Source organism: Duganella sp. AC917 (assembly GCF_979258245.1).
Map to the genome: position 1 here is coordinate 1 of NZ_OZ409848.1, position 20,613 is coordinate 20,613.

18 protein-coding genes are annotated in these 20,613 nt (G+C 64.7%); 6 read left to right on the forward strand and 12 right to left on the reverse strand.

Features of this window, described 5'->3' with window-relative positions:
- Window positions 1–563, forward strand: a 563-nt coding sequence (locus tag ACZ0BA_RS00005) for a helix-turn-helix domain-containing protein (protein WP_463449334.1), incomplete at its 5' end; no start/stop codon positions are given.
- A gap of 21 nt (window positions 564–584) precedes the next feature.
- On the opposite strand, the gene ACZ0BA_RS00010 is transcribed toward ACZ0BA_RS00005, so the two are convergent.
- From ACZ0BA_RS00010 to ACZ0BA_RS00065, 12 genes are all read right to left on the reverse strand, one after another.
- On the reverse strand, window positions 585–1,343 hold the full coding sequence (locus ACZ0BA_RS00010) for a flagellar brake protein (protein WP_463449335.1): 759 nt from the start codon (window positions 1,341–1,343) through the stop codon (window positions 585–587).
- An 11-nt stretch (window positions 1,344–1,354) separates the two neighbouring features.
- On the reverse strand, window positions 1,355–1,687 hold the full coding sequence (locus ACZ0BA_RS00015) for an EscU/YscU/HrcU family type III secretion system export apparatus switch protein (protein WP_463449336.1): 333 nt from the start codon (window positions 1,685–1,687) through the stop codon (window positions 1,355–1,357).
- Window positions 1,677–3,209 (reverse strand): flagellar hook-length control protein FliK, encoded by a 1,533-nt coding sequence (gene fliK, locus ACZ0BA_RS00020; protein ID WP_463449337.1) that lies wholly within the window; start codon window positions 3,207–3,209, stop codon window positions 1,677–1,679. The genes ACZ0BA_RS00015 and fliK overlap by 11 nt, the downstream gene beginning before the upstream one ends.
- Before the next feature lie 14 nt (window positions 3,210–3,223).
- Entirely contained in the window at window positions 3,224–3,553 is a 330-nt protein-coding gene (locus ACZ0BA_RS00025) for a flagellar protein FliT (protein ID WP_463449338.1), read from the reverse strand.
- Between the two features lie 3 nt (window positions 3,554–3,556).
- The gene (fliS, locus tag ACZ0BA_RS00030) at window positions 3,557–3,991 is read right to left on the reverse strand and encodes a flagellar export chaperone FliS (RefSeq protein WP_463449339.1); all 435 of its coding nucleotides are present in this window, start codon (window positions 3,989–3,991) and stop codon (window positions 3,557–3,559) included.
- A gap of 27 nt (window positions 3,992–4,018) precedes the next feature.
- Window positions 4,019–6,706, reverse strand: a complete 2,688-nt coding sequence (gene fliD, locus ACZ0BA_RS00035) for a flagellar filament capping protein FliD (protein WP_463449340.1) — start codon at window positions 6,704–6,706, stop codon at window positions 4,019–4,021.
- A 223-nt stretch (window positions 6,707–6,929) separates the two neighbouring features.
- Window positions 6,930–7,313, reverse strand: coding sequence for a flagellar protein FlaG (locus tag ACZ0BA_RS00040; RefSeq protein WP_463449341.1), 384 nt, complete (start codon window positions 7,311–7,313; stop codon window positions 6,930–6,932).
- A 93-nt stretch (window positions 7,314–7,406) separates the two neighbouring features.
- Complete coding sequence (locus tag ACZ0BA_RS00045) at window positions 7,407–8,978, reverse strand: flagellin N-terminal helical domain-containing protein (RefSeq protein ID WP_463449342.1); 1,572 nt, start codon at window positions 8,976–8,978, stop codon at window positions 7,407–7,409.
- Between the two features lie 327 nt (window positions 8,979–9,305).
- Window positions 9,306–10,892: a GGDEF domain-containing protein gene (locus ACZ0BA_RS00050; RefSeq protein WP_463449343.1), complete on the reverse strand. Its 1,587-nt coding sequence runs from the start codon at window positions 10,890–10,892 to the stop codon at window positions 9,306–9,308.
- A gap of 210 nt (window positions 10,893–11,102) precedes the next feature.
- Window positions 11,103–11,750, reverse strand: a complete 648-nt coding sequence (locus ACZ0BA_RS00055) for a response regulator (RefSeq protein ID WP_090322288.1) — start codon at window positions 11,748–11,750, stop codon at window positions 11,103–11,105.
- 42 nt (window positions 11,751–11,792) lie between these two features.
- Window positions 11,793–12,971 (reverse strand): sensor histidine kinase, encoded by a 1,179-nt coding sequence (locus tag ACZ0BA_RS00060; RefSeq protein WP_463449344.1) that lies wholly within the window; start codon window positions 12,969–12,971, stop codon window positions 11,793–11,795.
- A 28-nt stretch (window positions 12,972–12,999) separates the two neighbouring features.
- On the reverse strand, window positions 13,000–13,569 hold the full coding sequence (locus tag ACZ0BA_RS00065) for a hypothetical protein (RefSeq protein ID WP_463449345.1): 570 nt from the start codon (window positions 13,567–13,569) through the stop codon (window positions 13,000–13,002).
- A gap of 101 nt (window positions 13,570–13,670) precedes the next feature.
- Here ACZ0BA_RS00065 and greB point away from each other — a divergent pair, with 101 nt between their 5' ends.
- From greB to ACZ0BA_RS00090, 5 genes are all read left to right on the forward strand, one after another.
- Window positions 13,671–14,237, forward strand: coding sequence for a transcription elongation factor GreB (gene greB / locus ACZ0BA_RS00070; RefSeq protein ID WP_463449346.1), 567 nt, complete (start codon window positions 13,671–13,673; stop codon window positions 14,235–14,237).
- A 28-nt stretch (window positions 14,238–14,265) separates the two neighbouring features.
- Window positions 14,266–15,201, forward strand: coding sequence for a hypothetical protein (locus ACZ0BA_RS00075; protein WP_463449347.1), 936 nt, complete (start codon window positions 14,266–14,268; stop codon window positions 15,199–15,201).
- 343 nt (window positions 15,202–15,544) lie between these two features.
- Complete coding sequence (locus tag ACZ0BA_RS00080) at window positions 15,545–18,037, forward strand: TonB-dependent receptor plug domain-containing protein (protein WP_463449348.1); 2,493 nt, start codon at window positions 15,545–15,547, stop codon at window positions 18,035–18,037.
- A gap of 29 nt (window positions 18,038–18,066) precedes the next feature.
- The gene (locus ACZ0BA_RS00085) at window positions 18,067–19,662 is read left to right on the forward strand and encodes an ABC transporter substrate-binding protein (RefSeq protein WP_463449349.1); all 1,596 of its coding nucleotides are present in this window, start codon (window positions 18,067–18,069) and stop codon (window positions 19,660–19,662) included.
- 113 nt (window positions 19,663–19,775) lie between these two features.
- On the forward strand, window positions 19,776–20,609 hold the full coding sequence (locus ACZ0BA_RS00090; RefSeq protein WP_463449350.1) for a hypothetical protein: 834 nt from the start codon (window positions 19,776–19,778) through the stop codon (window positions 20,607–20,609).
- The last annotated feature ends 4 nt before the right edge of the window (window positions 20,610–20,613 follow it).

Here is a 20,613-nt window from a genome sequence, read left to right on the forward strand (position 1 = left end):
CGTCCATACTGGCCGAGCGCTATCCAAAGGTCGATGTCGATCCCGACGTGTTGTATGTCGACGCCGGCCAGGTGCTGACGTCGGCGGGTGTCGCCGCCGGGCTCGACTGCTGCTTGCATCTGCTGCGCCAGCTGCGCGGGGCCGACGCCGCCAACCGCGTGGCCCGCCAACTGGTGATCGCGCCGCACCGGCAGGGCGGCCAGGCGCAATTCATCGAACGGCCGTTGCCGGTGTCCAGCAGTGACGGCCGCTTTGCCGACGTGCTGGATTGGGTCACGCAGCGTCTGGACCAGCCCCACAGCATCGACGCGCTGGCGGAACGGGCCGCCATGAGCCGGCGCAACTTCACGCGCCATTTCCGCCAGGCCACTGGCACCTCGTTCAAGCAGTGGTTGCTGAGCCAGCGGCTGGCGCACGCGCAATGGATGCTCGAAAGCGGCGACGCGTCGATCGAGTTGGTGGCGCAGGAGGCGGGATTCGGCTCGGCGTTGTCGTTGCGGCAGCATTTCCGCGCGGTGTTGCAGACCTCGCCGTCGGCCTACCGGACTGCTTATCGGCGCTGACCCGGCGCTAACTTGGCGCTGCTACGCCATGCCGGCGATGCGGGCGTTGCGTTCGCGTTCGAGCTTGGTGATGTAGCGCTGCACGTAAGCCAGCGTGCTGCGCTGGATGTTGACGAACTCGCAGCCGAGGCGGCGGTTGGTTTTGTTGTTGAGCAGGGTCAAGTCAAGCGAGTTACGCACCTGCAGCGCGGTGGTGACCTGGCCGATCTCCGGCAGGTCGATGCGGCAGTTCGGATATTCCTTGCCGATGGCGTCGCCCAGTATCATTTTATTGTCCAGGATGGCGATGCCGCCGCAGCTGATGTCGGCCAGCGGGAAGGTGGTGATGCCGCCCAGTTCATCCGGCAAGGTGATGATCACGCGCACCGGATTGGTCACCGGCGTGGCGATGCGGTAATACTCGCGCCGCTGAAGGCGGATCAGTGTCGGCGGCACGACGATCTTGAAGGCCGGATTGCCTTCGAAAACGGTCGCTTCGACGCGATCGGCGGCAAACAGGATGCGGACTTTGTCCAGTGTGGTTTCGAACGACAGGCCCTGCGAGGCGAGGATGCGCTTGTTTTGCTCCTTGTCGATCGAGCTGTCGAGCACGATTGTGTCGAGCTGGTCGTCGACGTCGAGGATCGAGGTGACGCAGACGTCGGACTCGCCCTGGATCAGCATGCGGATCAGCTGGTTTTTCTCACCGATGCCACGCAGCAGGGAGACGATCTCCTTGCGCGACTCGATTTCATAGTCATGCCAGTTTTCCAATTCGACATCCTGAAAGTGTGGATACATCTGGGCCGGCGTCAAATTTCGGTGAGGGGGAGGCTGGTGTCCGGCGCATCGGGCAACGGCAAGCCCAACTTTTGCGCTGATTCAATATGATATAGCCAGGCCAACAGTTCCGCAATCGTCCTATAGAGGGTGGGCGGGATTTGTTGATCCAAATCCACATCCATGAGTAAAGAAACAAGTTCCTTGGACTCGTGGATGAACACGCCGGCCTCGCGCGCCACGCCGATGATCTGCTCGGCCACCAGCCCGCGTCCCTTGGCCACGACCTTGGGCGCCGGCGCGCCGTCCTGATAGGCCAGCGCCACCGCCTGCTGCAGCGGCCGGCGCGGAGCGTCATCCGCCATTGCCGCCTCCGGTTCCATCGGCGCCACTGTGATCCTGCGTGATCAGCAGCGACGACAGCGGCGACCCGGCCGCCTCCATCGCCTGCTCGAGCCGGCTGGCGTGGATGCGCAGCGTGTCGGCGGTGTCGTCGCTGCCGGTCTGCACCTGGATGTGGACCTGGCCGCCGATCAGCGTGACCGATGCCGATACCTCGCCCAGCAGCGGAAAGCGGAAGCGCACGCCGCTGCGCCAGATCTGTTCGGGCGTCTCGTCGCCGGCGTTGCCATCGTGCTTGCCGCCTTCGCGCTGCTCGCGGCGCACGTCCCACTGCATCGGCTGGCCCGGCCACGCCTCGCCCTGCCACTGGACCCGGCCTTGCTCATGGGTGTGCAGCTGCTGGTTGATCATCTGCGCGGCCGTCAGGTCCGGACCGCTGGCGGCGGCGCGCGCGGCTGCCTGCTCGGCGCCTTGCGCCATGCGTTGCATCTGCGGCTCGCGCATCAGTTCGGGCAGGCTGCGCTCACCCTTGACCCATTCGGTGACATGGGATTCGTAGAACAAGCCGCTCTTGGAGATGGTGTCCTGCAGCTTTTGCGCCAGCTCGTCGGTGGCCGGCAGGCCGTTGCCGAACAACGCGGTCTTGCCGATCAGCGCCAGTTGCGCCACCTGGCCGCTCTGGGCGGTCGTCAGCACCGACGTCAGCACCCGCGCGGTGTTGCTCAACGTCGATTGCGGCGTGGTGTGGTCCAGTGCGGGCAGTTCGCTGGACGGCGTCAATGGCGCCTTGCCCAGCAGCGTGGCCGCCAGGCTCTGCGGCTTGACGGCGTCGGCGGGCAGCGGCGTGCCGGCCGCTTGCGCGCCTGGTGCGGATTGTGCGGCGGCGGCCTGGCCGGCGCCCGCCGGCAATGGGCGTCCAGCCGCTGCGGCATCGGCGGGTTTTCCCTGTGTGGCGGCGGCTTGGGCGGCTTCGGCGCCGGGCCGCGCCAAGGCGGGCTGCGTGTCGGGCTGGGCGGCGGTAGCGGCGGGGCCGGCTCCGGGTCGCGCCTGGCCGGGAAGGGCGTCCGGTTCGGCCGCCGCGCCTGCATCGGGCTGGCCCGGCTGGCCGGGAACGGTGGCGGCCGGCGCACGTCCGGGGCCGGCGGGCTGGCCGGCCGCTTGCTGGGACGGCAGCGACGGCGAATACAGCGCGTCGGCGCCATCGGCGCCCGCGCCTTCGCTGTAGACCACGGTGGGGGAGGCGCCCGGCGTGCCGGTGCCGAGCTGGAAGGTCGGACGGGGCGAGGCGGTCAGCACCGTCAGCGGCACCTGGTCGCCGACGTTGACATTGGGCGGCAACATCATCCGCACCGCGTTGTCGGCCACCTTGACCAGCGAGCTGCCGTCGTTGAAGCGCGACATGACTTCAGCTGTCACCGACTTGCCGACCATGCCCTGCAGCGCGCGCTGGAAGGCGACCTGGCGGTCGTCGCCGACGGCCGCGCCGGCGCCAAGGCCGTCGGCCGGGCGGACGGGCAGGACGGCGGCGTCAAAACGCGGCAACATGACGCCGGCCTGCTTTAAACGCTGCCGTAGGCGCTAACCACGCGCCGTTCCGTGCCGGTCGAGTTGATCAGTTTGGACAATTGCTCCATCCATGGCATCGTCAGGTCGCGGATCTGGCGGTCGGCGTTGAGCATCTGGCGGATCAGTTCGATCTTGCGTTCGCGCTCGGCGCCGCGCATCGGCGCCGGCGGCTCCTGCTCGCGCAGCGACTTCGCGTGGACGGCCACGCGCTCCTCGAGCAGCACCAGCATGTCCCAGTCGCTGCGGGTAGCGGCCTGCACCATCTGCTCGGTCAGGGCCGCCATGGCGGCGTACACGGATAGGATTTCTTGGCTCGTCATCATGGATCAGGCGCTCGCGAGGTTGGGTTGTTTGATGCCGGTGACGGCGGGGGTGTCGGCAATGGCGTTCCAGGCGTCGCGCAGCTCGATGAGCAGGCGCTGCACTTCCTCGACGATACCGGTGTCGTTGGTGATGTTGGCCGTCAGCAGGCGCCCGCTCATGTACTCGTACAGCGAGTCGAGCCCCTCGGCGATCTCGCCGCCGGCCTTTTTGTCGAGCGCGGCGCGCAGGCCGCTGTCGATGATCATGATGGCCTTCGAGATCGATTTGCCTTTTTCGGCGATATTGCCACTGCGCATACCGTTTAATGCCGCGTTCAGCGCCACCAGCGCGCCGTCGAACAGCATGACGATCAGCTTGTGCGGGCTGGCGGCCACAACGCCTGTTTCCATGCCGACGTTGGCATAGGCATGCACGCCAGTGTGTCGAGATCCGAACATATTCCGTCTCCTGTGAATGGGTTCGTGTTACCTGTTGGCCGCCAGGGCCGCGAGTTGTTGCGTCAAAAATGACATGGTCGTGTTCATGCTGGCGATCGTCGTGTCGAGTGCCGAGTACTGCTTGCGGTAGCGCGCCTCGATGTCGACCAGGCGGGCGCTGAAGGTGTCGCGCTGCTTGGTGATCTCGGCCACGGTTTTATTCAGGCCGGAGGTGCGGCTGGTCAGCGCCCCCTGGGCGCCCAGATAGCCGGCCGCCAGCGTGTTGAGCTGATAGGCATAGCCTTGTGAGAAGCCGAAGGTGCCGCGCGAGCCGACCGTGTCGCCCTCGACCGTCAGTTTCAAGCCGTCGACGTCGGCGCCGGGAGCGCCGGTGAGGGTCTGGCCGTCGCCGGTCGCCGTGAAGCCGCCGATGGTGCCGGCGACGTCGACGCCGTTGACCGGGGCGCCGCTGCCGAACACGGCGGAGGTCGCAGTGCCGGAGTCGTTCGAGACGGAAATGTTCGATTTGGACCCGTAGCGCGTCGATTCCAGCTTGAGCTTGCCGTCATCGCCGATGGTCGCCGCCACCGTCGCGCCAGCGGTGGAGAACTGGCTTACGCCGTTGATCGCCGATTGCAGCATGGTGGCCAGTTGGGTCGGATTGTAGGTGCCCGCAGGAATGCTCACCGTTTGCGTGTTGTTCAGGTTGGACGGCACGGTGTCGTTGAGCGTGATGGTCCAGGTGGTGCCGGCGTCGATCGTGGTTTCGGCAGGCAGCACCGCCGTGCTCTGCAACGTCGCCTTGGTGGCCAGCTGCGTGATATTGACCGCGTAATCGCCGGCCTTGGTCTTGGCGCTGGAGCTGACGAATTTCACATCGGGATCGGTGCTGCGCCCGACCGCCGCGAACAGGCCGGCGATATCGTTGTAGTTGTTGTCGATGGCCTTTTGCAGCTTTGAGGTGTCGAGCGTCAGCGTGCCATCCTTTTGGAACGCGATGCCGATCTGCGACAGGTTCTTCAGGCTGGTCCCCTGCAAGCCGGTGATGGTGCCCGACATTTGGGCGCGGATCGACGATTGCAGGTTACGCAAGGTGGGATCGCCGAGCAGCGGGCCGCCGGTTTTGGTGTCGGCGTTGTAACCGCCCAGCGAGGTCATCTGGCTATTGAGCTCGTTGTACGCCTTGACGAAACCGTTGACCGAGGCGGTGAGCGCGGCCGTGTCCTTGGCCACCGTGAGGGTCGACGCGCCCACCTTGAGCGTGCTGATGGTCACGCCTTCGATGGCGCCCGAGATGCCGAGGCTGGAACTGGTGACGTCGATGCCATTGACGGTGGCCTTGGTGTCCGAGGCGGCCGCTTTCTGGCTCAGGTTCTGCACGCCGTTGGGATCGTAGGCCAGCAGGCCGACCAGCGCCGGATCGGCCGGATCGCCGCCGGTGCCGGCCAGCGTGATTTTCATCGTCGAGCTCTGGCCGCTGGCCGTGGACGTCAGGATCAGGCGGTTCGGGGTTGCGCCGGTGCCGGTCGACCCGTCCGAAACGATGGTGGCGGTGACACCGAAATTGCCCTTGTTGATCGCGTCCCTGATGCCTTGCAGGGAATTATTGGTGCTATCGATGACGATGTTGCCGCTGGTGCGGTCGCCGTCGGCGGCAAAGTCGGCGCCCAGGTAGGCGCCCCCGGTGCCGGCGGTCAGGCCGGCGCCTTCCGGATTGGTGCCGCCCACCTTGATCGGGCTGCCGTCGGCCGACACCAGCGAAATGGCGCCGACGGCCGTGGTGCTCGAACCGATATTGGCCGCGCCGTTGTTGCCGATGCCGCCGGTGACGGTGCCGGAGACGGCTTCGGCGATGGCGATGTTGCTGCCGTCGGCATTGGTAAATTGCAAAGTGCCATCGGCGGCGCTGCCGGTATAGGTGATATTGGCGTCGGCCAGCGCGCGCGCGGTGGCCGTGTTGCCGGTCAGCGCGGCGTCGATCGAGGCCGCCGTTACGCCGGCGCCGCCGGCCACGCCGTCGGCCTGGACGGCGATTTCCACGCCGCCCACGGACAGCGAATAGGTGCCGCCGCCGCTGGTGTCGACCTGGCCGAAGCTCGAGGCGCCGGCCGCGCCGAACAGGGTGGCGCTGGTGACGGTGGCCGTGGCCTTGGCCGACACGCCGGTGGTGGTGCTCTTGGCGTTGACGGCGTCGGCCAGCAGGCGCGCGCTGCGCGTGGTGCCGTCGGTGGCGATGGCCGTGCCGTTGATGCTCAGCGCGCCCGGCGTCAGGCCGCCGCTGGTCAGGCTGGCGCCGAGCGCGCCGCCGGTGATGCCGAAGGTGCCGCCGCTGACGGTGCCGAGCGAGAAATTGATGGTGGTCTTGGCGCCCAGCCCGATGGCGGCCGTGGTCGATTTGTAGCCTTGCGAAGCGAGCGTCTGTGCCTGGGCGATTTGGGTGACGTTGACCCGGTAGCTGCCCGGCTTGGCGGTGCCGTTGGCGGTGGCGGTGAAGATGGAGGCGTCGCCCGGTGTCGTCGACATGGTCTGGAAGCCGCTCAGCGAGGTCAGGCTCGAGAGCGACGCTTGGAAGGAGCCGAGCGCGCTCGACAGGTTGCCGAAGGCCGACACCTGCGCCAGATAGCTGGCCGACTTCTTGTCGAATTGCGCCAGCGGCGTCGATTCGGCCACCATCAGTTTGCTGACGATGTCGTTGACGTTCAGGCCTGAGCCGATGCCGGGGGATGAGATGGCCACAATGCGCTCCTAAGTAAAGCAATAATATAAGACAGTATCGGCAGAATCAAACCGGACTTGAGAGGGGCGATTACCGGCCTGTTCGGGCAAAGCGGAAAAAACAGGCGGCACAGCCGCAGCGGCGGGCGCCGACGGCGTCAACGCGAATGGGGCATGCTGGACATTGCCTCTGGGAAGCATGCCCGAAAAGAAGAAAAAGCGGCGCGCGCTGGGCGCGGCCGCTTCATGCGGTTTGCTGGATCAGCAAGCCGGCGGTGCTGGATTTCGAGGCCAGCGCCTTGGCAATTTCCAGCGCTTCCGGGGTCGGAATCTGGCGCAGCACTTCCTTGGTGGTCTGGTCGATCACCTTGACGACGGTGCGCTTGCTGTCATTGTCGATGGAAAACTCCAAGCCTTGCGACTTGTCCTGGGACGCCTTGTTGAGCTGCGAGACGGCCTCTTTGAGCTGCTCGGCGCTTGGCACGTTGGCCGGACCCTTGACGGCGGCCGCCGTGTCGAGCGCCGTGGCCGGGGCGCGCGGGGCGCCCGGCGACACGGCCGCATCGCTGCCGGATGCGCGATCGGCCTGGCGCACCGTCGTGGCGGAGCCTATGGTATCGATAGTCATGATACGTTCCTTTACGAAAAATCCCCGACTGACGAAAAATCAGCCGGGGAACCTAGTCGGAGTGACTGGACGACGTCAACTCATCCCCGGATCTTAACCACGCAGCAGCGACAGCACGCCGTTCGGCAGCGAGTTGGCCTGGGCCAGCATCGCGGTGCCGGCCTGTTGCAGGATCTGGCCGCGGGTCAGGGTGGCCGTTTCCGCAGCGAAGTCGGTATCCTGAATCCGGCTACGCGAAGCGGACAAGTTCTCCGTCGTCGTGTTCAGATTGGCGATGGTCGAGGCGAAACGGTTCTGGATCGCACCCAGCGCGGCGCGGTTGCTGTTGATCTGGTTCAGCGCCGAATCGATGGTTTTCAGTGCCGCGTTCGAGCCCTCGACGGTGCTGACGTCGAGCTTGGCGACCGACTGCAGGTCCGAACCGATCGCGGTGCCGGCCGTGCCGCCGATGATGGCGGTGCCGGTCGAGGCGACCGAGAAACCGCTATCGGACGAGAAGCTGACCGAGCCGCCGACCGTTACCGAGGCCGGAGCGGCCGAGGTACCTTTTGGAATATCGATCGGCGTCGAGTCGATCGCTGCCGTGGTGCCGTTGGCTGGCGTTGGCGCGCCGGCGATCTTGGCCGCACCCAAGCCGGTGGCGGTATCGGCCAGCACGTTGTTGATGCTAATGTCGTCGCCGTTGGCATTGTTCAACACCAGCGAGGTCGCGCCGGTGGCGCCGTCTTTCTTGATCGACGCGGTGATGGCGGTGGTGCCGCTTTGGGCGTTGATCGATTGCGCCAGGGCCGACAGATCGCCGCCGACCACTTTGGCCGAGATCGTCACCGGCTTGGAATTGGCGTCGTTGGCTTTCGAATTGGCGCCGCGCAGTTCGAACTGGACCGAGCCGTCGGTGATGCCGGTGATGGTGGCGGTGGTCGTGGCCTGGGCCGTGACGCCGGTCGTGGTGCTCAGCGAGTTGATGTCCTTGGCGATCTTGCCCGCGCTGGCGCCCTGGGCGACCAGCAGGTCCGTGCTGACGCCGGCGCCGGATTTGATCGACAACGTTTCGGCTGCCGCCACGTTGTTTTGGCCGTCGACGGCTGCGCCGGCAACAGGCTGCGACAATGCGCTGGTCAGGGTGCTGCCGGTGGCCGATTTCAGCGTGTTATTGCCGAGGTCGGTCGCCTTGGCCGACTGCACGCCCACATTGATGGTCTGGCCGGAGTTGGCGCCGACCTGGAACTGGGCCGAGGTCAGCGAGCCGTCGAGCACGTTCTGGCCGTTGAACTGGGTGGTGTTGGCGACGCGGTCCAGTTCCTGCGACAGGGCCGAGACCTCGTTTTGGATCGATTTACGGTCGGAATCGGAATTGGTGCCGTTGGCGGACTGGACGGCCAGTTCGCGCACACGTTGCAGCAGATCGCCAGCAGTGCTCAAGCCACCTTCGGCCGTTTGAGCCAGCGAGATACCGTCGTTGGCGTTGCGCGCAGCCGTTTGGTTACCGCGAATCTGCGACGTGAAGCGCTCGGAAATAGCCAGACCGGCGGCGTCGTCCTTGGCGCTGTTGATGCGCAGACCGGAAGACAGACGCTGCAGCGAGGTCGACAGGGAAGCTTGCGAGGTGCTCAGGTTACGTTGCGAGTTCAGCGAGGAAATATTGCTATTGATGACTTGTGCCATGATGATTCTCCAGATTACTTCGATTTGGGCTAGATGCTCATTTCACTTTGGTCTGTCTCCCTGTTCCGAGACAATCAAACCGCTGTTGTAATGATTAACGGTTGCCCTATGGGAAGCTTTAGGGTGGGAAACAGTAAGAAATCGCTGTTTGTCGCCTCAAGTTCGCGCCATGTGCCCGCTTAAACGACCGCGAATCCGGAATCTTTAGGGCCAAAATAATTATTTTTCACACTGTTTTCGACGAAAAAAAACCCGGCGCAGGCCGGGTTGGGGTGGTTTCGACAGGCGCCGACGCCCGTTGTTGGTCGATTCGACCACGTTGCGGTACTACTCGGCGATCACCACCCGGTTCTTGCCGGTCTGTTTGGCAGTGTACATCGCCTTGTCGGCCCGCTTGACCAGTTCGGTCTGCTCCTCGTTGGGGCGGCGCAACGCCACACCGGCCGAGAACGTGATCAGCACTTTTTCGTTATCGTGCAGGAAGAAGTGCTTGGTCAGCTCGCGCTGCAGCCGGGTCATCGTGGTGGCGGCCGCCTCGACCGAGGTTTCCGGCATCAGGATCAGGAATTCCTCGCCGCCGAAGCGGGCGATCACGTCCATCGAACGCAAGGTGTCCTTGACGATCTTGACCAAATGCTTGAGGGCGGCGTCGCCGGCGATGTGGCCGTAGGTGTCGTTGAGCTTTTTGAAATCGTCCAGGTCGAGGATGGCGATGCACAGCGGCGTGCCGCGGCGGTCGGCGCGCGCGGTCTCGCGCTCGAAGACATCGTCCAGGCCCCGGCGGTTGAGGCTGCCGGTCAGCTGGTCCTCGCGCACCAGTTCGCTCAAATGCTGCAGCTTGGCCTCGAGCGCGTGGATGCGCGACTCGGCGTCCTGCACTTCCTGGCGCGCCAACACCATCTTGTCGCGCGCCTTGAGCGCTTCGCTTTGCACCAGCCGGGTTTCCTTGAGCACTTCGTCGAGGATGCTGTTGAGCTCGGAGATATTGTCGGCCTTGCTGATCTTTTCCGAATAGCCGCCGATCTTCTCGTGGAAGTCGCCGGTCGAGGCGGCGACCTGGCTGAGGCGGTCGATAAAGGTCATCATCATGTTCTTGACGGTGAGCTTGACGTCCGACAGGCTGTGCTTGAGCTGGCCCTGCTTGTAGATCACTTCCTTGAGGCTGCGCGTGGCTTCCTCGAGCGCGCGCACGTCGAGCGGGCCGGCGATCAGGTTTTGCACCGATTCGATCTGGCCGCGCAGCCAGCTGTCGTCGTCGAGCAGTTCGCTGACGTTTTCCAGCAGCAGTTTGAACAGGCGCAGCAGCAATTCCTGCTGCTCGCCGCTGTCGCCGCCGCGCAGTTCGATCTGGAAGCACAATTGTTTCAGGCGCAGGCCGATCTCGGCCAGCGCTTCCTCGCTGTGGGCCAGCTTGGTGGCCGCGCCCAGCGATTCGGCCTCGGCCACGAGCACCGGCGCGCCGCTCAGCAGCGAGGCGACGGCAAACGTCAGCGTGCGGCTGAGCAGGTCGCGCAGCACGCGGCTTTGCTCGTTGTCGGCGTCGGCGATCTCGATGCCTTTGCGGGCGACGAAATGGCGCTCGACCAGTTGCGACAGCGTCTTGGCGTAGCCTTCCCAGTCGCGCGTCTTGACGGCGCGGTTGAAGCGGCGGCCGAAGTCGGCCAGGTCGCCGGTGTTTTCGGTCAGGCGCGTGGCGAACTGGCTGAGCACCGATTCCGGGCCGGGGTCGACGCTGCCGAGCGGCGCCGCCGTTGCCGGCGCGGTCGCGGCGGCCGGTTCGGTGATGCCGGCGATCTCGTTATATATATCCCGGTACGCTTCCGGTGTCGGCGCGATGCGCCGCACGGCCAGCCGCTTGAACGCCTCGCGGGCGATCTCGGCCGGATTCAGCTCGGGAGTGGATGGTTTGGACATAAATGACACGCGGCCTTTTAAAAGGTTTTCTGATTACCACCATGATAAGGCCGTGTCCTGAATGGCAATGCGCGGAGCAGGGGGCGGATCATGCCTTTCATCACGGCATTAACTATGTGCAATCCGTCAACCATCCGGGGCGCGCGGCCCTGGGTGCAGCTTATCAAGCAACCACTATCTTACCCGCGCCGCCGGGTCGCCCGCGTCCGATTACTCGATCAGTTGGTTTTTGATCGCATAGTGCGTCAGTTCGGCGCTGTTCTTCAGTTTCATCTTGACCAGCAGGCGCGCGCGGTATTCGCTCACGGTCTTGACCGACAGCGACAGTTCCTTGGCGATCATGCCCACCGTCTTGCCCGAGGCGATCATCGTCAGGGTCTGGTATTCGCGGTCGGACAGGGTGTCGTGGGGCGGCGCCTCGTGGTCCTCGCCGACGTGGTTGGCCAGTTCCTGCGCCAGCGCCGGGCTGATGTATTTGAGGCCGCCGGCCACCTGGCGGATCGCCGTCACCAGCTCGCGCGGCGCGCTCTGCTTGGTCAGGTAGCCGGAGGCGCCGGCCTTGAGCGAGCGGATCGCATACTGGTCCTCGCGGTGCATCGACAGCATCAGCACCGCCAGCTCCGGCTTTTCCTTCTTGATTTGTTTGAGCACCTCGATGCCGCTGCGGTCCGGCATCGAAATGTCGAGCAGCATCACCTGGCATTCGGACTTGCGGAACAGCTTGACGGCGTCGAGGCCGTTCTCCGCTTCGCCCGCCACGACGATGTCGCGCGTCTCGGCCAGGATCTGCTTCAAGCCCTCGCGCACGATGGCGTGGTCGTCGGCGATGAAGACCTTGATAATGGCTTTTTCTGTCATTTTGTTATATTTCTCTACGCTAGCTGGATGCCCGCCGTGACATTATTTCACAGTGGTAATTTTTTCTCCAGCTATTGTAGTGCCGGCGGCGGCCGCGATGAGCGTTTCGCGCGCGCTATCTTGCTTAATCTTGATCGCTACAACAGTTCCGCCCCCGGCGGCGTGGCTCAGCGTTAACGTTCCGCCCAGCGCGCGCGCCCGTTCGGCCATGCCGCGCAGGCCGAACGAGGCGGCCTTGGCGCGGTCGGCCTGGCGGATGCCGCCGCCGTTGTCGGTGATTTTGAGCGACACGTGGTGGCGCAGCCGCGCCAGCTTGACCGTCACCCGGGTGGCGTTGGCGTGCTTGGCGATGTTGGTCAGCGCCTCCTGGGCGATGCGGAACAGCGCCGTGGCCTGGTCGTTGTCGAGCGCGATGTCGCGCTGGTTGGCGCTGAAGGTGCTCGGCACGCCGGCCTGCTTTTCGAACTCCTTGACCTGCCACTCGAGCGCCGCCACCAGCCCCAGGTCCAGCAGCGCGGGGCGCAGGTCGAGCGAAATGCGGTGCACGGCATCGATGGTGCGGTCGACCAGCGCGTCGACATAGTCGGTTTTCTCGCGCAGCGCCGGGTCGGCGCCGTCGAGGCGGGCCGCCAGCATGGCCAGCGCCATCTTGATGGCCGTCAGGTTGCCGCCCAGTTCATCGTGGATCTCGCGGGCGATGCGGGTGCGTTCCTGTTCCTTGACGCGGTCGGTGTGGGCGCTGAGCTCGGCGAGCCGGGCGCGCGACTGGCGCACCTCCATCTGTTCCAGTTTGCTCTCGGTGATGTTGGTCATCATGCCATTCCAGCGCACGCCGCCGCCGGGCAGCGCGTGGGGCGTGGCGCGCAGGTTGATCCATTTGACGTCTTTCCAGGCGTCGACCCAGATGCGGCCTTCCCAGTTCCAGCTCCACAGCGCCGACGCCGACGCCTGCATGGCGTCGCGGTAGGCGCGGCGGTCGTCGGGCAGGATCAGGTCGAGGAAGCGCGCGGGCTCGGCGTGCAGCTCGGACGCCGTCACGCCCAGCAGGGCCAGGCAGCCGTCGCTGAGGTAGGGGAAAGAAACGTTGCCGTCGGCATGCAGCACGAACTGGTAGACCAGCCCGGGGGTGTTGGAGACGATGGCGTCGAAGCGGGCGCGCACCTCGGCCAGCTCTGCCGCCAGCGCGGCGCTGTCGTTGGGGGTGTCGGGAGGTGCGGTCATGGGGTAGCCGTCGAAAGAAGTGTCGGGATCATGCGCGCCAGCGGGCGCGGATACGTTTCAGCAGGCGGCGAAAGCGCGCCGTCCAGCTGCCGGCCGTCGGCGCCGGCAATGCTTGCCGCCAGCGGCGCAGCCTGGCCGCCAGGGCCTCGACCCGGCGCCAGGCGGCGGTGGCGCGCAGGCTGGCTATCCAGCGTTCCTTGATCGCCAGGAACCAGTGCAGCAGCCGGGCGAACCAGAGGATGGTCAGCAGCACCGGGCGGGTGAGCAGATACAGCCGCGCCACGGCCGCCGCGCCGATGACTTTGGCCGCGACAATGACCAGCAAGCCGGTCAGCGCGTGGCCGTTGCCCATCGCCCACAGCGCCAGCAGCTTGACGGGAAACAGCAGCACCGCCGGCAGCGCGAACAGCACCAGCGCCGCGTACGGCCCCAGGCGGCAGATCCACGCCTCGAGCCGGTGCAGCGGCGGCCACGCGGTCAGCTTTTCCATCAGGCGCGCGCCGAGCGTCCAGAGCCAGTCTTCCAGCAGCAGCAACACGGCGGCGAGATACACCAGCGGCGCGAACAGTCTGCGTGCGTATCGTCGGATGGGTTTCATTATCGGTTATGTTGCTCCTCTGACAGCATGATACGTGAAGCATCGCCGATGCGGGGAAACCCTATCGTGCGGCGCGACGGGCAGGGGGTACAATGATCCGTATGAATAAAGCATTTGTCAAAGAATCGGACGGGGACGACGACGAGGAAGCCGCCGCGCTGGCGCTGGCGATACCGGCCGGGTCGAAGAACTACATCACGCCGGCCGGCTACCAGCGCATCAAGGATGAGCTGTTGCAGCTGATCGACGTCGACCGTCCAGAGGTCGTGCGCATCGTGCACTGGGCCGCGTCCAACGGCGACCGTTCCGAAAATGGCGACTATATATATGGCAAACGGCGCTTGCGCGAGATCGACCGCCGCATCCGTTTCCTCACCAAGCGCATGGATTCGGCGGCCATCGTCGATCCCAGCGTGCATCATGGTAGCGACCAGATATTCTTTGGCGCCACCGTCACCTACTGCAACCAGAACGACGAAACCCGCACGATCACCATCGTCGGCATCGACGAGCTCGACCCGCTGAACGGCAAGATCAGCTGGGTGGCGCCGGTGGCGCGCGCGCTGACCAAGGCGCGCGAAGGCGATGTCATCACGTTCCAGGCCCCGCATGGGGTGGAAGAGCTGGAGATACTGGAAGTGAGTTATCCGGCGCCGGTGGCCGACTGACATTGCGCGCGGCGATACAATGGGCACCATGAACACGGCACTTGTCCTCAAGCGGGGTCGGACCGGCCGCCTGCCGGCGGGCGCCGTACGGCTGGCCGGCGGCGCGCTGCTGGCGCTGGCGCTGTTGGGCTGGTCGCAACCGGCGCGCGCGCTCGATACCTACCGGGGTGATTTTGTCTTCAATAATCCTGATTACCGGGACCGGTACGCGCTGGCCGTGTTGAAGGCGGCGTTGGAGGCGTCGAGCGAAAAATACGGCCCTTTCGAGCTGATCGTCGCGCCGCTGATCATGGAGCGGGACCGTCTGATGCAGGAAATGGCCAAGGGCGACATGGTCAACCTGACCGCGCAGGTCACTTCGGAGGAGTGGGAGCGCAAGCTGGTCCCGATCCGCATTCCGATCGACAAAGGATTTTCCGGCTACCGCATTTTCCTGATCGACGGCCGCCGCCAGGCACAGTTCAGCGCGGTGCGCGGTTTGCCGCAGTTGAAGGAACTGACGGTGGGCGCCGGCCGGCAGTGGGGCTCGACGCCGGTGCTCGTCCATAATGGTTTCAAAGTTGTGATGGGCACTTCCGTCCTCGGCATGCAGGCCATGCTCGCTGCCGAGCGGTTTGTGTTTTTCCCCCGTTCGGTGGAAGAGGCGGTCTACGAGCGGGAAGCCTACGCCCCCGGGCTGCCTACACTGGCCATCGAGGAAGAGCTGGCGCTGTACATGCCGCTGGCGCGTTATTTTTTCATCTCGCCTGCCCAGCCGCGACTGGCGGAACGGCTGGAGTACGGCATGCGGTCGATCGCCGCCGATGGACGTCTGGATCGGCTGTTTCATCAGGCTTACGATGGCCTGATCGAGAAGGTGGGTTTGCGCAAACGGCGCATTTTCAAGCTGGACAATCCGTTCCTGCCACCGAAGACGCCGTTGTCTAACAAGGCGTATTGGTATGATCCGCTGGCGCGGCCCTAGGCGACGCCGAAAATAATATAAATAATAAAAAAATATCGTTCGGCCGGTACGATTTTTAATGTCCGGACGCTTATCTCGTCGCCCCAGAGCCGCACGGATACTGGCTTTCCGGCCGATCAGCTTGCCGCAATCGGCTGCAAACGTCCAGTGCTTAAAACGCATATCGTTAGACGCTCACTCCGGCTTTTACGCGTAAACCAAATGTAATAACAGACGACAAAAAGATTCGTTATCAAAGAAAACATCGATTGATATAGTCCCCGTGAACTGGTTTCTCACACATTCTCACTAGGGGTCTCTGATGTCGAAGTTGTCGCAAAAAAAACAAGGAACTTGCCGCGCTGTGCCGCGTCTGCCGCGTCTGTCGCCCCTGGCGCTGGTGCTGGGCAGCTTGTTCGCCAGCGCTGCGGTCATGGCCGAGGACGCGCCGACGGCAATCGACAACGGCGCCATCCAGGCGCGCGATATCGTGGTGGTGACCGGCTCGCGCGGCGCGGCGCGCAGCATCGCCGACAGCCTGTCGCCGATCGACGTGGTCGGCGCCAAGGAGTTGGCGAGCACCGGCAAGCAAAACCTGCGCGACGCCTTGTCGACGCTGTATCCCTCCTACAGCAACACGCCCGGCTTCAAGGGCCAGACCGGCATTGCCGTGGCCACCGCCACGTTACGCGGCCTCGACGCCAACAGCGTGCTGGTGCTGGTCAACGGCAAGCGCCGCCACAAAACGCCGCTGATCATCAACGGCCAGTCGCCCACCGATCTCGATCTGATCCCGATGAGCGCGGTCGAACACATCGAGGTGCTGCGCGACGGCGCCGCCGCCCAATATGGCTCGGACGCCATCAGCGGCGTGATCAACATCATCCTGAAGACCAATGCCGGCGGCGGCGCCTTCAGCTATTTGTATGGCCAGTATGGCGAGACGGTCGGCGATTTCGACGGTCGCGGCAAGACCAACAACGCCTTGTTCAGCCAGGGCTTCGAGCTGGGCGACAAAGGCGGCTTCATCAACATCAGCGCCACCGCCGACGCCCACCGCGCCACCAACAACCAGGGACCGATCCCGACCACCACCAAAATCTATTTCGGTAACGATCCGCGCGAGACGTCGCAGTCGCGCTACAAGATGATCATGGGCAAACCGGCCGGCGAGACCTACAACCTGGCCTACAACGCCGAATTGCCGTTGAACGACGACGTCACGCTGTATTCGTATTCGACCGCCAGCGACCGCTATTCACAAGGATGGGGCTACTACCGTCCCGCCAGCTCGCCGCAGAATTATCCCGACGTCTACCCGGACGGCTTCATCCCCAAGTTCGAAACCAGGGAAACCGATTTCCAGGTGGTGGCCGGCGCGCGCGGCAAGAACGCGCTCGGCTGGGACTGGGACCTGAGCACCAGCTACGGCCACGACAAGGCGAAGATCTATACCAAGGAGTCGCTGAACGGCTCGCTGGGGCCGGCCTATCAAACCCAGCATGATTTCTACGACGGCGCGCTCGAGTCCAGCGAGTGGGTGACCAATCTGGATGTGACGCGCAGCGTGGCCAGCGGCTGGTTCGCCAGGCCGCTGACGGTGTCGGCCGGCTATGAGCACCGGGTCGAGCACTTCAAGCAGCTCGAGGGCGAATGGGCGTCGTACGCCAATGGGGGATACGCGTTCCCGTCGGGCCCGCTGGCCGGCCAGCGGCCGAATCCGGGCGCCTCGGGCATGGGCGGTTTCTCGCCCGACGTCACCGGTTCGTACTCGCGCACCAACGACGCCGTGTACGCCGACTTCAGCCAGGACTTCAGCGCCAAATGGAGCGCGGCGGCCGCCGCACGCTTCGAGCATTACAACGACTTCGGTAACGTGAGGACCGGCAAGCTGTCGACCCGCTATGCGGTCAGCGACGGCGTCGCCTTGCGCGCCACGGTGAGCAACGGCTTCTCGGCGCCGACCATGCAGCAGCAGTATTACAGCACCAAGGTCGGCGGCTACACCACCGATCCGACCACCGCCCAACTGCGCCAGAGCTTTGCCCTGACGGCGCCGCCCAACAGCGTGGTGGCGCGCGCGCTTGGCGCCACCGACCTGTCGCCGCAACGCTCCGTCAGTCACAGCGTGGGCTTGGTGCTGAAGCCGTGGAAGGACACCAACGTCAGCCTGGACGCGTATCAGATCGCGATTCGCAACCGCATCATCTCCACCCCGACCTTGCAGGGGGCGACAGTCAATCGCATCCTCAACGCGAGCGGCCTGGCGTCGAGCCAGATCACCTCGGTGACGTATTTCACCAATGCCGCCAGCACGCGTACCCGTGGCCTCGATCTGGTGATCGACCATCGCACCGACCTGCCGGCCGGCTACGGCAAGATCGACTGGATCTTCACCAGCAACCAGAACTCGACCAAGGTCACGGAACTGGCGGCGATCCCCGCCGTGCTGGCCAACAGCGGCATCGCCTACAACCGCGCCACCATCAGCGCGCTGACGGAGAACAACCCGAAAAATATCAGTTCGCTGAGCGCCTTGTGGAAGATCGGCAAGTTCGACCTGACCATCAAGGAGACCCGCTACGGCAAGGTGCGTAACGCCAGTTCGGTCGCCGCCGCGCGCGACGAGGAGGTCGATGCCGCGTTCATCACCAACCTCAACGCCGGGTACGCCTACAACAAGCACGTGCGCATATCGCTCGGTGCCGACAACCTTTTCGGCAAGCGCCCGAACGAGCTGAACAGCGAGGCCAAGCGCTTCTTTGCGATCCCGGTGACCAGCCCTTCGTACAGCTGGGTTTCGCCTTACGGCATCGATGGCGGCTACTACTACGCGCGCGTCGATGTCAGCTGGTGATCGCACGCCACATTGATCGGGGAGGTGCCATGCAATTTTCAAGACGACAATTCATCGGCGCGGTCGGCGCGGGCGCGCTGGCCTGGCCCGCGTTGTCAGGCGCGGCCGCCGCGTCGGCCGTACCACAGCGCGGCGGCACGCTGGTGGTCGGCGCCAATCCGGAGCCGACCACGCTGACCAGCGCGATCACCTCGGCCGGACCGAGCCAGATGGTGTCGGGGAAAATCTTCGACGGTCTGCTGACCTACGACCTGACGCTGACGCCGCAGCCCCAGCTGGCCACCGCCTGGAGCGTGAGCAAGGATGGCCTGACCTTAACTTTTAAGCTGCGCCCGGGCGTGCGCTGGCATGACGGCAAGCCGTTCACGTCGGCCGACGTGGCGTTTTCGCTGCTGAAGGTGTGGCGCGTTTATCACAGTCGTGGTCGTGGCACCTTTGCCAACGTGGTCGCGGTCGATTCGCCCGATCCGCTGACGTCGATATGGCGCCTGTCCAAGCCGGCGCCGTATATTTTGAGCGCGCTGGCCTCGGCCGAATCGCAGGTTTTGCCGGCCCACATGTACCAGCAGGGTGAGGTGCTGCGCAATCCGGCCAACAACGCGCCGATCGGTACGGGGCCGTTCCGCTTCGTGAGCTGGACCCGCGGCAGCAATCTCGTGCTTGAACGAAATCCCCACTACTGGCAACCGGAGCAGCCGTATCTGGACCGGCTGATTTTTCGCTTCCTGCCCGATCCGGCGTCCATGGCGGCCGCGCTGGAAACGGGCACGATCCAGCTTGCCACCGCCGCCGCGCCGGCCGATGTGGTGCGGTTGCGGCGCAATCCGGCGCTGGTGGTCGATACCCGTCCGACCGGTTTTTCGTCGACCATCACTTCGTTCGAGTTCAACCTGGATCGGCCGGCGCTGCGCGACCCGCGTGTGCGCCAAGCCATCGCCCATGCCATCGATCGTGATTTCCTGGTCAAGAATGTCTGGTTCGGGGACGCGGTGGCAGCCACCTCGCCGATTCCGGAAACGCTGCCGGCATTCTTTGCCACTGGCTTGCCGTCCTACGCCTACGATCCGGCGCGCGCGATTGCATTGCTCGACGCGGCCGGACTGAAGCCGGATGCAAAGGGCGTGCGCCTGACGTTGACGTGCGATCCGTATCCCACGCACGCGATGACGACGGCGGCGCAGTATTTGCGCGGCAGCTTGCGCCGCATCGGCGTGCAGCTGAACGTGCGCGTGCAGGATGCCGGCGAATTCGTCAACCGCGTCTACACGCGGCGCGACTTCGATACCGTGGTCTATGGCGCGGCGGCCGGTCCCGACCCGGCGATCGGTAGCCAGCGCTTTTATTGGTCGAAGAATTTCCAGCCGGGGATCGCGTTTTCCAACGGCGCGCACTACAACAACCCGGAGGTCGACCGGTTGCTGGAGGCGGCGCAGATCGAGCTCGATCCGGCCAGGCGGCGCGCGTTCTACCGCCAGTTCCAGGAGATCGTGCAGCGCGACGCCGTGACCTTGCCGCTGATTTCCGCCAGCCCGCCGGTGGTGCGCAGCCGGCGGCTGAACAACATCATCGTCTCGGCCGACAGCGTGTATGGCAACTTCGCCTCGGCGTGGTTGGCCAAGGCCTGAGCCGTAAACCGCAACGCATAACAAAGCTGCTTTTTATTCGTTTGCAAGGCCCGGTGCGGTCATTAAGATGAACCGACATTTTGTAACGATCACCAGCAAGAAAGGACCGCAGCATGAGTGAGCAAGCCAGCCGTCACCAGTGGGACGCGCCGTTCGAAAACGCCCTGTTCAACCAGGTTATCGCGGTCGCCGCGCCGCACCTGCCATTGAGCGCGCCGGGTAACACGCGCGAGCCCGAGACGGCCGAGGAAATCGCCGAAGTGGTCGAGTTCACGGCGCGACTGGCGGCGCACGACACCTTCATCGTGCAGGCGGTCTCCAAGGCGATCGCCAACCTCGATATCGACACCCACTTCCATCTGAAGCTGGCTCGCCAGGTTGGCGACGACGGCCACCACGCGGAACTGGCACGGCATCGCCTCAAAACGCTAACGGGTGTCGACCAGCTGCCGCTGGTGGAAAGCTACATCGCCGAGTTGTGGCAGGCGCTGGGCGATATCCCGTACCGCGATGTGTATGGCTTCCTGGCCTTCCAGCTGCACTACGAGATGCACATCCAGGGCCGCCTCAAGGCCGAAGGACGCACCGCCAAAATCAAGTACGGCCGCAAAAAGGACGAGGTGCTCGATTACGCCGCCGGCAACGAGGCCGACGACGAGCTGCTTCACCGGATCAATATCGTCGACTGGATCAAGGGCCATCTCGACGCGCTGCCCGACGACGAGGCGCGCCGCGAGTGGGTGGCCAAGGTGGTGGCGGCCGACGACGATATGCAGCGACGTTTGAATCCCTACCTCCGGCACCGCATCGCCAATGCCGGGCGGGCCTGGCAATCGGACCTGACCAACGTGGTGGGCGTCTATGACGGCTACCGCCGCCAGGTGTTGTCGCACCTGTTCGAAACTCCGCTGGAACAGCTGCCCGAGCTCACCAGCCTGGCCGCGTAAGGAA

Coding starts and splice junctions, on each gene's coding strand:
- ACZ0BA_RS00055 (WP_090322288.1), bottom strand. CDS start 11,750: ATGACAGAAAAAGCCATTATCAAGGTCTTCATCGCCGACGACCACGCC.
- ACZ0BA_RS00025 (WP_463449338.1), bottom strand. CDS start 3,553: ATGATGACGAGCCAAGAAATCCTATCCGTGTACGCCGCCATGGCGGCC.
- ACZ0BA_RS00085 (WP_463449349.1), top strand. CDS start 18,067: ATGCAATTTTCAAGACGACAATTCATCGGCGCGGTCGGCGCGGGCGCG.
- ACZ0BA_RS00010 (WP_463449335.1), bottom strand. CDS start 1,343: ATGTATCCACACTTTCAGGATGTCGAATTGGAAAACTGGCATGACTAT.
- ACZ0BA_RS00065 (WP_463449345.1), bottom strand. CDS start 13,569: ATGAAACCCATCCGACGATACGCACGCAGACTGTTCGCGCCGCTGGTG.
- ACZ0BA_RS00050 (WP_463449343.1), bottom strand. CDS start 10,892: ATGTCCAAACCATCCACTCCCGAGCTGAATCCGGCCGAGATCGCCCGC.
- fliS (WP_463449339.1), bottom strand. CDS start 3,991: ATGTTCGGATCTCGACACACTGGCGTGCATGCCTATGCCAACGTCGGC.
- ACZ0BA_RS00040 (WP_463449341.1), bottom strand. CDS start 7,313: ATGACTATCGATACCATAGGCTCCGCCACGACGGTGCGCCAGGCCGAT.
- ACZ0BA_RS00090 (WP_463449350.1), top strand. CDS start 19,776: ATGAGTGAGCAAGCCAGCCGTCACCAGTGGGACGCGCCGTTCGAAAAC.
- greB (WP_463449346.1), top strand. CDS start 13,671: ATGAATAAAGCATTTGTCAAAGAATCGGACGGGGACGACGACGAGGAA.
- ACZ0BA_RS00075 (WP_463449347.1), top strand. CDS start 14,266: ATGAACACGGCACTTGTCCTCAAGCGGGGTCGGACCGGCCGCCTGCCG.
- ACZ0BA_RS00045 (WP_463449342.1), bottom strand. CDS start 8,978: ATGGCACAAGTCATCAATAGCAATATTTCCTCGCTGAACTCGCAACGT.
- ACZ0BA_RS00015 (WP_463449336.1), bottom strand. CDS start 1,687: ATGGCGGATGACGCTCCGCGCCGGCCGCTGCAGCAGGCGGTGGCGCTG.
- ACZ0BA_RS00060 (WP_463449344.1), bottom strand. CDS start 12,971: ATGACCGCACCTCCCGACACCCCCAACGACAGCGCCGCGCTGGCGGCA.
- fliK (WP_463449337.1), bottom strand. CDS start 3,209: ATGTTGCCGCGTTTTGACGCCGCCGTCCTGCCCGTCCGCCCGGCCGAC.